Below are 13899 nucleotides of genomic sequence, written 5' to 3'. Positions count from 1 at the left end.
GCCGGGTGGCGGCTACGCCTTACCCGGCCTACGGATTAACAACGTCAACACTTCATAATGCGCGGTATGCGGGAACATATCGAAAAGCTGCACGCGTTCAATGCGGTAGCCCGGCAGGTTAGCGATATCTTTCGCCATGGTCTGCGCGTTACAGCTGGAGTAAATGATGTACTCTGGCGCCATCTGGCTCAGATAGTCGCACAGCGCTTTTCCGATACCACGACGCGGCGGGTTCACCAGCACCAGTTCCGGCACGTTGCCCTGGCCGGTGGCGAACTGCGTGGAGTCCAGCGCCTGGAAGTGCAGATTTGTTAACCCCAGCTCGGCGGCGGACTGTTTCGCGCAGGCAATCGCTTCGGCGGAGATCTCAATTCCGGTGAGCTGCATCTCTGGCGTCGCGCAGTGCAGGCCAAAGCCGCCCACGCCGCAGAACAGATCCCACATATGCTGGATGTTTAACGCACGCACCCAGTCGCGGGCGGTGGCGTACAGACTGCTTGCCACGGCCGGGTTAGTCTGGAAGAAGCTTTGCGGGCGGATCCACAGCGGCACACCGTTGAAATTCTCGGCCAGCGCGTGCTGTCCGGTGAAGAAAATCTCTTTCTCCCCCTCCATGATCGCCATATGCACCGGCTGAATGTTTGCGGTAATCACCTTCAGCTGCGGAAGCTGCTGCTGAAGCCACGGTATCGCCGCGCGCAGCTGCTCCAGCTTGGATTCGGAGCGCAGCACGAAGCGCAGCATCATGCCGCCGTCTTTCTGGCTTTCGGTCAGCAGAAGGTATTTCAGCTCGCCGCGCTTGCGGGCAACGTTGTAAGGCGTTAAGCCCGCACGCGCGATAAAAGGTTTCAGTGCGGCAAAGACGGGCTCAAACGAGGCGGGATAAAGCGGACAGTCGGTTAAGTCTTCCGGCGTGCCGTCGCGGTGCAACATTCCCAGCAGCGGTTTTTCAACGCTGCCGCTGACCACCATTTTGGCTTTGTTGCGAAAGCCCTGCTCCGGGCCGCTGACGGGTGCGCACCACTCGCCCACCGCGTGTGCTGCCAGCAGCTGTTGCAGGTCGGCCATTTTGGCGGTGAGTTGTTGAGAGACCGGCTGTTCTATCCACTGACAGGAGCGGCAGCGTCCGGCGTCAAAGAGTGCGCACTGCATATTAAAACCTTAAGGATCACGAGGGCTGCGATTATACACATTATTGCAGGCGGAAGAATCTCCGACTGGAAGCCGGGATATAAAGCAGGCAGAGCACCAGCATGTCCGGAAGCTTTTGCATCACCAGCGACTGGAAAATTTCCCGCCGGGAACCACCGGGAATGCTAAACAGTTCAGGATATCCGTAGCCCAGCGAAGCCGCCCACAAATAACCCGCAGCAATGATTTGCGTCAGCAGATAGACCCAGCGCGCCCAGTTGCACCCTTTGACCAGCGAGAATGCACAGTAGATTTCAATAAACACCAGCACCAGGCTGCTCAAAAAAACCAGCGTCAGATTCCACGTCTGTACGCTGCGGTGAATGAATTCACCGATGCCGCGGACGCCTAAGGTGTTCAGAATCATCAGCACGTCCAGACAGCGGATCATAATAATGGCGAGCGCCGCCACCTGCACCAGCGCAGGAACGTTCGGACGGGCATGCGTATGACGTGTTTTTTGAAAGAATCCCAATGTTTTACTTCCCTGAAAAACAGTGCCGCGTCATGCGCGGCACTTCACTGGAAATTTTAAATGCTTCAGCCGCGTCTTGCACGCTGGATATCACGCACCCGCTGCTTTTCCGCGCGCGCCATCAAATACCAGGCGATAAATCCGACAATTCCGACTACGCCGAGGATAATTGACGCCAGGGCGTTGATCTCCGGATTCACCCCCATACGCACGCTGGAGAAGACCAGCATTGGCAGCGTCGTCGCGCCCGGCCCGGAAACGAAGCTGGCGATAACCAGATCGTCGAGCGAGAGCGTAAACGCCAGCAGCCAGCCGGAGATCACCGCAGGCATAATCATCGGCAGCGTGATGATGAAGAAGACTTTCAGCGGCGTAGCGCCGAGATCCATCGCCGCCTCCTCAATAGAGCGATCCAGCTCGCGCAGGCGCGAGGAGATCACCACCGCCACGTAGGCGGTACAGAAGGTGACGTGGGCCAGCCAGATGGTGAGCATGCCGCGATCCGCCGGCCAGCCGATGGCGTGCGCCAGGGCAACGAACAGCAGCAGCAGCGACAGGCCGGTGATCACATCCGGCATCACCAGCGGCGCGGTGATCATAAAGGCAAAGCCGTTCGAACCGCGAAAACGCCCGAAGCGCACCATCACCAGCGCGGCGATAGTGCCCAGAACACAGGCCATCGTGGCCGCCAGGGCGGCAATGGTCAGGCTCAGCCCCACCGCGCTCATCATCGCATCGTCGTGGAACAGCTCGCTGTACCAGCGCGTCGACCAGCCCGCCCAGACCGTTACCAGCTTAGAGCTGTTGAAGGAGTAGATCACCAGCATCAGCATCGGCGCATACAGGAAGGTAAAGCCAATCACCAGGATCGCAATTCGCCACGGGGAGCGCACTACCGGTAAGTTGTTCATCCGTGGTCTCCCATCTGTTTCTGCTGATGCTTGTGGAACCACATGATCGGCACGATCAGCAGCAGTAGCATGACAATCGCCACCGCCGAGGCCACCGGCCAGTCGCGGTTATTGAAGAACTCCTGCCACAGCACGCGGCCAATCATGATGCTGTCCGGGCCGCCGAGCAGTTCAGGGATCACAAACTCCCCTACCGCCGGGATAAAGACCAGCATTGACCCGGCGATAATGCCGCCTTTGGTCAGCGGGACAATGACGCTGAAGAAGGTTTTTAACGGACGTGCGCCAAGATCGAGCGACGCTTCCACCAGCGAGTAATCAATGCGCGTCAGGGCCGTGTAAATCGGCAGCACCATAAACGGCAGATAGGCGTAAACAATCCCGATATAGACCGCGAGGTTGGTGTGCAGGATGGTCAACGGCTGGTCGATCACCCCAAGCCACATCAGAAAGTTATTCAGTATGCCGTTGTTTTTCAGGATCCCCATCCACGCGTAAACGCGGATCAGGAACGAGGTCCACGACGGCAGGATCACCAGCAGCAGCAGGATGTTACGCGTCGACGGCTTGCTGTGCGCGACCGCCCAGGCCAGCGGATAGCCCATGAGAAGGCAGCAGATCGTCGAGATCGCCGCCACCTGCAGCGACTGCAAATAGGCTTCGAAATAGAGCGGGTCGTCGGTGAGCTGCAGGAAATTGCCCAGGTTTAAGGTCAGCGTCAGCTGCCCGTCGGCCCAGTCCAGCAGGTTGGTATACGGCGGGATCGCCCGCGCCATTTCCGCCAGGCTGATCTTGAAAACAATCAGGAACGGCAGCAGGAACAGCAGGATCAGCCAGATATACGGCATGGCGATCACCAGCTTGCGACCGTGGTTCATCTGCATGCGCGCCAGCCAGTGGGCAAAACCGCCCGGCTTTTTGACGCGGGCTGGAGGTTCAAGTGTACTCATGATCGCTCCTTATACCGTCAGTACGACGCAGCTGTCCGCGTCCCAGCACAGGCGCACTTCGTCGCCCCAGGTCGGCTGTCCCTTGCGATAGCGATGTTCGTTCTGCAACTGGGCGCTGAGCATTTGTCCGCTTTTCAGACGCACATGGTAAATAGACAGGTCGCCCAGATAGGCAATGTGCACCACTTCCCCGACGGCAAAGTTATAGCCATCGGCTGGCGGATCCTCACAGAGCATGATCTTCTCCGGACGCAGGGCCACGTAGACCGGCACGTTATCTAACACCGAGTTATCAGAGTCGACCTTAAGCGGATGCTGCAGCCCCGGCGATTCGATGACCAGCCCGTCTTCCTGACGATCTTTCAACAGCCCTTCGAAGACGTTCACCGAGCCGATAAACTCCGCGCTGTAGCGCGTAGTCGGATGCTCGTAAATCTCTTCCGGCTCGCCGATCTGCACGAACTTACCGCGGTTCATGATCGCGATACGTCCGGCCATGGTCATCGCCTCTTCCTGGTCGTGGGTAACCATCACGCAGGTCACGCCCACGCGCTCGAGAATGTCCACCACTTCGAGCTGCATGCGGTCGCGCAGTTTTTTATCCAGCGCGCCCATCGGTTCGTCGAGCAGCAATAATTTCGGACGTTTTGCCAGACTGCGGGCCAGCGCCACGCGCTGACGCTGGCCGCCGGAGAGCTGGTGCGGTTTACGCTTCGCGAACTCCTGCATGTGCACCAGGCTCAGCATCTCAGCCACGCGCGCGGTAATTTCAGCCTTCGGCAGTTTGTCCTGCTTCAGGCCAAAGGCGATGTTTTGCTCCACCGTCATGTGCGGAAACAGCGCGTAGGACTGGAACATCATATTAATCGGGCGCTGATACGGCGGCACGCTGGACAGGTCTACGCCGTCCAGCACGATTTGCCCGGCGGTAGGCTGTTCAAAACCCGCCAGCATACGCAGCAGGGTCGATTTTCCACAGCCGGATGCGCCCAGCAGCGCGAAGATTTCGCCTTTGTAGATCGTCAGGCTGACGTCGTCCACGGCATGCTGGCCGTCGAAAGATTTGGTGAGGTTACGAATTTCAAGCAGCGGGGTCAGCGCTTTACGGACTTTCGCCTGCGGGCGGGGGATCGCGTCATTCACGGGGTGTTCTCCGGTAGAGATCAAAACTGGTGCAGGCGCACCAGAACGGTGCACCTGTTGCCGGGGGCGCTAGCACCTGCCCGGCCTACGACTCACGGTAACTTATTTACCGCTCTTCACCTTGGTCCACGCGCGGGTACGCACGCGGTCAATTTTGGGATCCTGAACTTTCAGGGTGAACAGCTTGGCAAACACATCCGCCGGTGGATAAATCGCCGGGTTATTGCGGATCTCTTCGCTCACCAGCGGCACCGAGGCCTTGTTACCGTTCGCGTAGTAAACGTGGTCGCTGATGTGGGCAATCACGTCCGGACGCATCAGATAGTTGAGGAACTGATAGGCTTCGTCTTTGTTCTTCGCATCAGCAGGCATCGCGAAGACGTCGAAGAACGCCAGCGCCCCCTCTTTTGGAATGAAGTAAGAGACGTTCACGCCGTTTTTCGCCTCTTTCGCGCGGTTAGCCGCCTGCCACACGTCACCTGCCCAGCCGATTGCGACGCAGATGTCGCCGTTTGCCAGGTCGTTGATGTACTGGGAAGAGTGGAAGTAGCGAATATTTGGACGCAGCTTCAGCAGCAAATCGGTCGCCGGGCCGGTGTAGTCATTGGCTTTGTTGCTGTTCGGGTCTTTGCCCAGGTAATTCAGCACGGTCGCGAAAATCTCTTCCGGCGCATCGAGGAAGGAGACGCCGCAGCTTTTCAACTTCTCAAGGTTTTCCGGCTTCAGCACCACATCCCAGCTGTCCAACTTGACGTCCGGGCCGAGCGCCGCTTTCACTTTATCGACGTTGTAGCCGATACCGGTGGTCGCCCACAGATAAGGCATCGCGTATTTGTTGTCCGGGTCGTGCTTCGCCACCAACTTCAGCACTTCCGGGTCGAGGTTTTTCCAGTTCGATAATTTGCTCTTATCCAGCGGCTGGAAAACGCCGGCGGTCAGCTGACGCTCAAGGAAGCTCGCAGAGGGCACCACCAGGTCAAAACCGGTGCTGCCCGCCATCAGCTTTCCTTCCAGCACTTCGTTGGAATCGAAAACGTCATAGACCACTTTAATGCCGGTCTCTTTTTCAAAATTAGCGACCGTATCCGGCGCGATATAGTCAGACCAGTTGTAAACGTGCAGCGTTTTTTGTTCCGCAGCGAGCGTGCCGGCAGAGACGGCCATCAGAGCACCCGCAACCAGACCCGATAACCATTTTTTATTCAAGGCGATCATAGTGTTATTCCTTCTGAAAGCTCGTTAACAAACGAACCAAAACTGTGCAATCTGGATATATGCAAAAATCATGCATAGTTTGTCGTTCTGCCCGAAATAAAAATAAACCCCTTTCCTGGCAGGTTCCGCTCGCTTTTTTGTAAGCATCGCAAGAATAACTGTAGCCCGTGTCTCCGGCTATAGCCCAGACGAAAAAACGCCTTTTATCAATTTTTTATGCAGGTTATGTCTACGTGATAAGCCGAAAGGGCCTTCAGGGAGGTGAAAAATTCTTTAAGGAAAGGTTAAAAGCAGCAGAAAAAATGGCGTTATGCAGCCGCTCTGGCAGCGACTGCGCAAAAGTCAGACAGGCTTAGTGGAGAAAATTGGGAGATGCATCATTATTCTCTGCGTCATCTTCCGCGCTATACAGCAGATGATGTGCATTGGCTTCCATCATGACCATCGAAATTTGCTCTTCACTCAAGCGCATAAACCAGGCGAACTGCTTAAAGGATAAGCCAGCACCGGAGAATAAAGACTGGCAAACGACCAGTTTTGGCAGATTATCATCCTGTATGTCGAGAAATGCTTTCACCGTCAAGGAACTGGCGTTGATGGCCGAAAGATCGGAAGCCAGCGCCAGCAGCGCGGACGGCTTCACTTCGGCCAGCGCGGAGAAAAGGATCACGTCGTTAATCAGATCGACTTTAGCATCGAAAATGCCGTCGAAATTCTGCATATGAGGCAGATGCAGCGCCTGGCAGGAATCGCATTCGAAAAACGTAATTCCGGCATCATCAAGCCATTGACGTAACGTATCCAGTGTTGGAACGACCTGTAAATCCATCGCTGTGCAGCCTCTTAAATAAAAACTTTGCATAGATTACGCAAAAAGCGTGCTCAATACCATTTAACCGCCCGTTTTCAGACAGTAACCCGGCGTGGCATGACGCTCGATCCATGCGATCATTTTACCCGCAATATCGACACCTGTGGTTTTTTCCACGCCTTCCAGCCCCGGCGAGGCATTGACTTCCATTACCAGCGGCCCGCGTGTCGCCCGCAGAAGATCCACACCGGCCACGTCCAACCCAAGGGTTTGCGCCGCTTTCACGGCGATTTCCCGCTCGCGCTCGCTGATATCCGCGATTCTGGCAATGCCACCGCGGTGAAGATTAGAGCGGAAATCGCCCTCTTTCGCCTGACGCTCGATGGCGGCAACCACCTCATTTCCGACCACGAAGCAGCGAATATCGCGACCTTTGGCCTCTTCGATATACTCCTGCACCAGAATATGCGCATTCAGACCGCGAAAGGCGTCAATCACGCTTTCCGCTGCCTGCCGCGTTTCTGCCAGCACCACGCCAATGCCCTGCGTGCCTTCCACCAGTTTGATGACCAGCGGCGCACCGCCCACCATGTCGATCAGATCGCTGGTGTCGTCCGGTGAATGGGCAATTCCGGTGACGGGAAGATCGATCCCCTGACGGGCGAGCAGCTGCAACGAACGCAGTTTATCGCGGGCGCGGGAAATGGCGACAGATTCATTGAGCGGATAGCTGCCCAGCATCTCGAACTGGCGCAGCGCGGCGGTGCCGTAATAGGTGATCTGAGAGCCGATGCGGGGGATCACCGCATCGAAATGCGGCAGCTTGCGGCCTTTGTAGTGAATCGACGACGCAGCAGGGTCGATGTTCATATAGCAGGACATCGGATCGAGGATCTCAACCTGATGCCCGCGTTTTGCCGCCGCCTCGCGCAGGCGTTTACATGAATAGAGCGTTCCATCCCGGGACAATATGGCAATTTTCACCCTGCACCTCTCTGAAGACATGGAAAAAGCCTGCATATCATACACGAGGCGCAGGAGGAATGGACTACCGCGTCGCCCAGCCCTGTTTATGAAGATAATCGAGAATAAACGGGCGGTTTTCTTTAATGATGGTGCGACGAATATGGTCAGTCCAGGTATCGCGACGGGTATTGCTGCCGCGCGTCATGTAGTAGTTCGCCAGCTCTTCATCATATTGATCCAGGACGTCCTGATTGACCGGCTGGTAGTGGTTTTCATGCACCAGCATCGCCGCAGGAATACGCGGTTTCAAATCCGGGTTATCCGCAGGCCAGCCGAGGCACAGGCCGAACAGCGGCAGCACATGTTTTGGCAGCTTCAGCAGCTCAGTAACGCTTTCGATGTTATTACGCAGGCCGCCGATGTAGACGCCGCCTAACCCCAGCGATTCCGCCGCCGTAAAGGCGTTTTGCGCCATCAGCGCAGTATCCACCACGCCCAGCAGCAGCTGTTCGGCCAGCCCCAGTTCGGCTTCAGGGCAGATTTGCAGATGGCGGTTAAAGTCGGCGCAGAATACCCAGAACTCTGCCGCCTGCGCCACATGCTTCTGCCCGCCGGTCAGCGTGACCAGCTGCTCGCGCATGGCCGGGTCGGTAATGCGTATAATCGAACTGCACTGCAGGAAGCTGGAGCTGGAGGTCGCCCTGGCGCTGTCAATAATCGCGGCACGCTGCGCCTCGGTAATCGGCTCATCGGTGAAGTGGCGAATGGAACGGTGGGACTGGAGCAGGTCTATGGTTGGCGTCATCTTCTCTCTCTTTATCTTGCTAAAACCCTATGGCAGCCAGTATAGGCAATGATGTGCGCGGTGTAATTGGCGAAACATAGCTCATAGATATTATAACGACAGGCGAAACCTTCTTTAATGACGGCGGGTTATGGGGCACTATACGTGTCATTCGCCGTCAGGCTTGTTTTTTGAGGAGAGAGAAATGTTTGCAGTAATTTTTGGTCGTCCAGGGTGCCCTTACTGTGTTCGCGCGAAAGAGCTGGCTGAGAAACTGACCGAAGAGCGCGATGACTTCAACTTCCGCTACGTGGATATCCACGCGGAAGGCATCACCAAAGCGGATCTCGAAAAAACCGTCGGCAAGCCGGTTGAAACCGTACCGCAGATCTTCCTCGATCAGAAACACATCGGCGGCTGCACTGACTTTGAAGCCTACGCCAAAGAAAACCTGGGCCTGTTTGCCGCTCAGTAATGCGAAGACGCCCTCACCGTGAGGGCGTTTTTATTGCGGATGTTTGCGCCGGTGCAGCAGGCTGCGCACAAACAGATAGCAAAGCGCCCCCAGCGCACACCAGAACACCCCGCTCAGTAACCACGCCAGCTCCTGCCACAAACTTCTTGTCGGGACATACATCAGACGCATCATCAGCAGGCACAGCGGTGCTGCCAGCATGGCCCCGAGTAGAGGCTTGATCACCTCTCCTTTACGCGAGAGAAAACTGGCTGCGGCGCCCGGCAGGATGAAAAAGAGCAAACCCAGTTCCGGATGGCCGGACGCCCTGAATGCCCCCTTCACATTAAAAGCGAGCGACATGCAAACGACCGTAAACAGCAAAAAGCAGCTGACCACGCCCGCCCAGTTTCGTTTAATGTTCAAACTATCCTCCTGACTTATCTCTATCAAATACAACTTCGTCCAGTGGACGCCCAGTCAGATAAAGCAGTACGGCAATCCTTGCCAAAGCACGCACAGGCTGATGCGATAATAGGTGGCTGTCGGTAGCTAATACGATTAAACTAACCGCCAGCGCATGTTTTAGGGAATTTATTAGGAAGCAGGGAGTCGTGAAGTCTTTCCCTGGCCCTAAAAACAGTAGCCCAAATAGTCCTTTCATTCAACAACTTACTGGTAAACAAGAAGTTAGCCTCCGTGAATATAAACGTCGCAGACTTGTTAAATGGGAATTACATCCTGTTATTATTTGTGGTACTGGCGTTGGGCCTTTGCCTGGGTAAATTGCGCCTGGGTTCAGTTCAACTGGGTAATTCCATTGGCGTTTTAGTCGTCTCTTTATTATTAGGTCAGCAGCATTTCAGTATTAACACGGATGCGCTCAATTTAGGCTTCATGCTGTTTATTTTTTGTGTTGGCGTGGAAGCGGGGCCGAATTTTTTTTCAATTTTCTTCCGCGACGGCAAAAATTACCTGATGCTGGCGCTGGTGATGGTCGGCAGCGCGCTGCTGATTGCGTTAGGACTGGGTAAACTGTTTGGCTGGGATATCGGGTTAACGGCCGGTATGCTGGCAGGCTCCATGACATCCACCCCGGTGCTGGTGGGTGCGGGTGATACCCTGCGTCATTCCGGCATGCAGGGCGCACAGCTTTCCACCGCGCTCGACCACCTGAGTCTGGGCTATGCATTGACTTACCTTATTGGTCTGGTGAGCCTGATCGTGGGTGCGCGCTACCTGCCAAAATTGCAGCACCAGGATCTGCAGACCAGCGCGCAGACAATTGCTCGCGAGCGCGGTCTGGACACGGACACCAAGCGTAAAGTCTATCTGCCTGTGATCCGCGCCTATCGCGTCGGGCCGGAGCTGGTGGCCTGGACCGACGGCAAAAACCTGCGCGAACTCGGCATTTATCGCCAGACGGGCTGTTACATCGAACGTATTCGACGCAACGGCATTCTGGCAAACCCGGACGGCGACGCGGTGCTGCAGATGGGCGACGACATCGCGCTGGTGGGTTACCCGGACGCCCATGCCCGTCTCGATCCGAGCTTCCGCAACGGTAAAGAGGTGTTCGACCGCGACCTGCTCGACATGCGTATCGTCACCGAAGAGATCGTGGTGAAAAACCATAACGCCGTGGGCCGCCGCCTGGCGCAGCTGAAGCTGACCGACCACGGCTGCTTCCTCAACCGCGTGATCCGCAGCCAGATTGAGATGCCCATCGACGACAACGTCGTGCTCAACAAAGGTGACGTTTTGCAGGTGAGCGGCGACGCGCGACGGGTGAAAACCGTAGCTGACCGCATCGGCTTTATCTCCATCCACAGCCAGGTCACCGACCTGCTGGCCTTCTGCGCGTTCTTTATCGTCGGCCTGATGATCGGGATGATCACCTTCCAGTTCAGCAACTTTAGCTTCGGCATCGGTAACGCCGCCGGGCTGCTGTTCGCCGGTATCATGCTGGGCTTCCTGCGAGCCAACCACCCAACCTTCGGCTACATTCCGCAGGGCGCGCTGAACATGGTAAAAGAGTTCGGTCTGATGGTGTTTATGGCAGGCGTCGGCTTGAGCGCCGGTAGCGGCATCGGCCACAGCCTGGGGGCCGTCGGCTGGCAAATGTTGGTTTCCGGACTTATCGTCAGCCTGGTGCCGGTCGTTATCTGTTTCCTGTTCGGTGCCTACGTGCTGCGCATGAACCGCGCCCTGCTCTTCGGGGCAATGATGGGCGCGCGTACCTGTGCGCCTGCTATGGAAATCATCAGCGATACCGCGCGCAGCAACATTCCGGCGCTGGGGTATGCGGGCACGTACGCCATCGCTAACGTACTGCTCACGCTGGCGGGTACGCTGATCATTATCATCTGGCCAGGACTCGGATAAGTCTTAAGTTTGCGCGTGGTGAAAATTATTTTCGTTACGCGCAGAACTTTTTTATCAGGGGGCAGTCATAACTAGTGCCACTGCTTTTCTTTGATGTCCCCAATTTGTGGAGCCCATCAACCCCGCCGTTTTGGTTCAAGGTTGATGGGTTTTTTGTTGCCTGAAAATTACCACTCTTTAAATCAATGGCTTATACCACCACTTTCCCTTACATGGCGACATCGTCGCGGTAGAACGTTTTATGTGGCTGTAACAGGTAATTAAAAACCTGCCAGCGGTGCGTCAGTATCAGTAAGCTAATTCTTCCTGCATTCCTTTCGGATTCTGGAACAAGCCATTCAATATCGAACTCATCTATTTTCACCTCGAACGCCAGACAGATTGTATTTAGGTTAAAAAATATCAGGTCATTGTCCTAAAAAGCCTCTGCTTGTCATAAACATGATCTGCTTTGAACTTCCATACTAGTGGCGGGCATACGCTGGAGCGGATAGAAACACGTTATGGAGGGAACAGGAATGAAGTTTTCACGGGCAGTAATGGCAATTGAACTCATCGTACAGGTCTTAGGGCATGCAGCAAAAAATCGCTCTATTGAGCTGAAGAGCGAGGCCAGTAAACATGTACCATTCTGAAGAGATCATCCGCCAGCTTCAGAGCCAAAAGATACTGGCAATGAAGCTGGACCGGGCGGTACGTGATGTAGGCGAAGAGGTAAAGAGCCAGTTGAGTAATATAGGGGCCGGTGCCCAACGCCTGCTGTACTACACCTCCTGCTTTACTGATGAATATTATGATGTATGCACCAGACAAAACCTGGAGGACGCTCGCTTCCGAAAGGGCATATTTCATCTCGTTTCTCGCTGGAACATCGTCTTTGACCTAATCAACACGTACGTTGAGGAACTGGTTAAGGATTATTCCTCGGCAGATTTATTATCGATACAGCATGCTCTAATGCGCGCTAACGTTTATATATCCACCAGCACGCTAACCTCATATTCATTCTCTGCAAGCGTCGCATCGACTGTTTGCCTCTATGTGAGCCTTCCACCTTCAGGGTTAAAGGTCGTTTCAGGATTAACTGGCGCGGCTATTGGCGGGCTGGGGATATACGGGGTTGTGCAAAAAGCTGCTGACAGCGCTCACCGCCTGCAAGTGATGCATCCAGCCTACTATCAAGCGTTATACCTGCGAGAGCTGGAGATGATGTATTTCCTGGTGGAGCCTGCGTTTATGCGCGCGGGGGTGCTAACCCAACAGTGGACTGATGGCCAAAGCCCTTATGGTGTTGCAGACACGATCCTGAAGCTAATGGGCAGGCACTAATGGGCTTTCTAAGACGCTGGCTCAAATCTCAGGCCCAGTTTTTCTTCTGGACCTATATACCCATCATTCTCACGTTCATTTTTGGCTATGTCCTTGACGTTTATTTCCCTGAGGTTAGCCCGGGATTCATCCTCCTGTTTTACCTGGTCACACTGGGGCTGGCTTACTGGATATGGCATTGAGGACCATAAAAGCTTCATGTTTACTAATAAGGAAATAACATGTCTACACCCGCACATCTCTGGCTTGAAGACGAGAACGGCTCGCCAATTGTCGGTAGCTGCACGATGCCCACCCGTCATGGTTCCATAGAACTGAAATCGTTCTCCCATGGCGTAACCATTCCGGTTGACCCAAGCTGGGGCAAGCTCACTGGCACGCGCATCCATCGCCCTATTACGATAGTCAAAGAATTTGATCAGACTACCCCGCTTCTTTACCGCGCCGTGTGCGAAGGGCGAGTTATGAAGAAGGGAATAATTAAAATGTACCGTATTCTAGAGTCCGGTATCGAGGCCGAATATTTCAATATCGTTATGGAAAACGTTAAGTTCACGACAGTGGCGCCCTTTCTGACCCCTAACGGGATGAGCAGCACCCATCTTGAAACGCTCGAATTACGTTATGAAGCCATCTCATGGAAGTACACGGAGGGGAATATCATTTATCGTGACACCTGGAACGATCGCTGCTGCGCCTGAGCACAGAAGAGCGTTGAAAGTGAGCAGATAAAAAGAAACCGTCCCAAGGGGACGGTTTCTTTCCCATGACGATCAGGAGTAGTCCGGGCAAGCCATAAAGACTGTTTTGATCTTCAACGAGTCCTCCAGGCGCTTTTTCTATCCTTCCTGTTATCCCCCTCTTTTCTCGCTCACCACAAACATATATGATTTACTGAATATGAAAAAAGACATTCAGGATGACAGAATGCTCCACCCACTCCAGCTCTTCAAAACCCTCTCCGACGAAACGCGGCTCGCCATCGTCATGCTGCTCCGCGAAGCCGGTGAGCTTTGCGTCTGCGATCTCTGCGCCGCGACCACCGAGTCGCAACCGAAAGTCTCCCGTCACATGGCCTTGTTGCGCGAGTCCGGGCTGGTGATCGACCGTCGCGAGGGTAAGTGGGTCTATTACCGTCTCTCTCCCAACATGCCTGCGTGGGCGGCAACCGTTATCGACAACAGCTGGAACTGCCTGCGGGAAGAGACGCGCATGAAGCTAAAAAACCGACTACCGGGCGCATGTTAATCGCAACACATTCACCAAATCAAATATAACGGAGTAA

At 54.9% G+C, this 13899-nt stretch carries 15 protein-coding genes; 5 read left to right on the top strand and 10 right to left on the bottom strand.

The genetic code is table 11. The features are described 5' to 3' along the window. Positions 1 to 12: 12 nt before the first annotated feature. The 9 genes from rlmC to nfsA form a co-directional block, all read right to left on the bottom strand. Positions 13 to 1152: a 23S rRNA (uracil(747)-C(5))-methyltransferase RlmC gene (gene rlmC / locus HV355_RS16560; RefSeq protein WP_126815625.1), complete on the bottom strand. Its 1140-nt coding sequence runs from the start codon at positions 1150 to 1152 to the stop codon at positions 13 to 15. Positions 1153 to 1192: 40 nt separating this feature from the next. Further along, positions 1193 to 1666 carry a YbjO family protein gene (locus HV355_RS16555; protein WP_182402695.1) on the bottom strand — a complete coding sequence of 158 codons (474 nt, stop codon included), beginning with the start codon at positions 1664 to 1666 and terminating at the stop codon, positions 1193 to 1195. A gap of 65 nt (positions 1667 to 1731) precedes the next feature. Further along, the gene (gene potI, locus HV355_RS16550; protein ID WP_042716350.1) at positions 1732 to 2577 is read right to left on the bottom strand and encodes a putrescine ABC transporter permease PotI; all 846 of its coding nucleotides are present in this window, start codon (positions 2575 to 2577) and stop codon (positions 1732 to 1734) included. Beyond that, entirely contained in the window at positions 2574 to 3527 is a 954-nt protein-coding gene (potH, locus tag HV355_RS16545; protein ID WP_042716351.1) for a putrescine ABC transporter permease PotH, read from the bottom strand. Before potH ends, potI begins: the two co-directional genes overlap by 4 nt. A gap of 9 nt (positions 3528 to 3536) precedes the next feature. Then, a complete protein-coding gene (gene potG / locus HV355_RS16540) occupies positions 3537 to 4670 on the bottom strand; it encodes a putrescine ABC transporter ATP-binding subunit PotG (RefSeq protein ID WP_042716353.1) in 1134 nt (377 codons plus the stop codon). 102 nt (positions 4671 to 4772) lie between these two features. Further along, on the bottom strand, positions 4773 to 5885 hold the full coding sequence (potF, locus tag HV355_RS16535; protein ID WP_010429062.1) for a spermidine/putrescine ABC transporter substrate-binding protein PotF: 1113 nt from the start codon (positions 5883 to 5885) through the stop codon (positions 4773 to 4775). A 352-nt stretch (positions 5886 to 6237) separates the two neighbouring features. Further along, complete coding sequence (locus HV355_RS16530; protein ID WP_010429060.1) at positions 6238 to 6714, bottom strand: YbjN domain-containing protein; 477 nt, start codon at positions 6712 to 6714, stop codon at positions 6238 to 6240. Positions 6715 to 6777: 63 nt separating this feature from the next. Next, positions 6778 to 7680 (bottom strand): 30S ribosomal protein S6--L-glutamate ligase, encoded by a 903-nt coding sequence (gene rimK, locus HV355_RS16525; protein WP_148399779.1) that lies wholly within the window; start codon positions 7678 to 7680, stop codon positions 6778 to 6780. 64 nt (positions 7681 to 7744) lie between these two features. After that, on the bottom strand, positions 7745 to 8467 hold the full coding sequence (nfsA, locus tag HV355_RS16520; protein ID WP_182402693.1) for a nitroreductase NfsA: 723 nt from the start codon (positions 8465 to 8467) through the stop codon (positions 7745 to 7747). Between the two features lie 184 nt (positions 8468 to 8651). Here nfsA and HV355_RS16515 point away from each other — a divergent pair, with 184 nt between their 5' ends. Next, a complete protein-coding gene (locus HV355_RS16515; RefSeq protein WP_010429050.1) occupies positions 8652 to 8921 on the top strand; it encodes a GrxA family glutaredoxin in 270 nt (89 codons plus the stop codon). 30 nt (positions 8922 to 8951) lie between these two features. Here HV355_RS16515 and HV355_RS16510 read toward each other — a convergent pair whose 3' ends face one another. Next, positions 8952 to 9326, bottom strand: a complete 375-nt coding sequence (locus tag HV355_RS16510; protein ID WP_042716356.1) for an inner membrane protein YbjM — start codon at positions 9324 to 9326, stop codon at positions 8952 to 8954. Positions 9327 to 9599: 273 nt separating this feature from the next. Here HV355_RS16510 and HV355_RS16505 point away from each other — a divergent pair, with 273 nt between their 5' ends. The 4 genes from HV355_RS16505 to HV355_RS16490 all read left to right on the top strand — a co-directional run bounded on the left by HV355_RS16505 (position 9600) and on the right by HV355_RS16490 (position 13862). Next, a complete protein-coding gene (locus tag HV355_RS16505; RefSeq protein ID WP_089598996.1) occupies positions 9600 to 11285 on the top strand; it encodes an aspartate:alanine antiporter in 1686 nt (561 codons plus the stop codon). A 621-nt stretch (positions 11286 to 11906) separates the two neighbouring features. Beyond that, positions 11907 to 12614, top strand: coding sequence for a hypothetical protein (locus tag HV355_RS16500; protein ID WP_126815621.1), 708 nt, complete (start codon positions 11907 to 11909; stop codon positions 12612 to 12614). Between the two features lie 221 nt (positions 12615 to 12835). After that, complete coding sequence (tssD, locus tag HV355_RS16495) at positions 12836 to 13315, top strand: type VI secretion system tube protein TssD (RefSeq protein ID WP_108415953.1); 480 nt, start codon at positions 12836 to 12838, stop codon at positions 13313 to 13315. Between the two features lie 226 nt (positions 13316 to 13541). After that, a complete protein-coding gene (locus tag HV355_RS16490) occupies positions 13542 to 13862 on the top strand; it encodes a metalloregulator ArsR/SmtB family transcription factor (RefSeq protein ID WP_182402691.1) in 321 nt (106 codons plus the stop codon). Positions 13863 to 13899 lie beyond the last annotated feature (37 nt).

Source organism: Enterobacter sp. RHBSTW-01064 (assembly GCF_014103035.1).
GTDB lineage: Bacteria > Pseudomonadota > Gammaproteobacteria > Enterobacterales > Enterobacteriaceae > Enterobacter > Enterobacter mori.
This window is presented reverse-complemented; position numbering and strand designations above follow the sequence as displayed.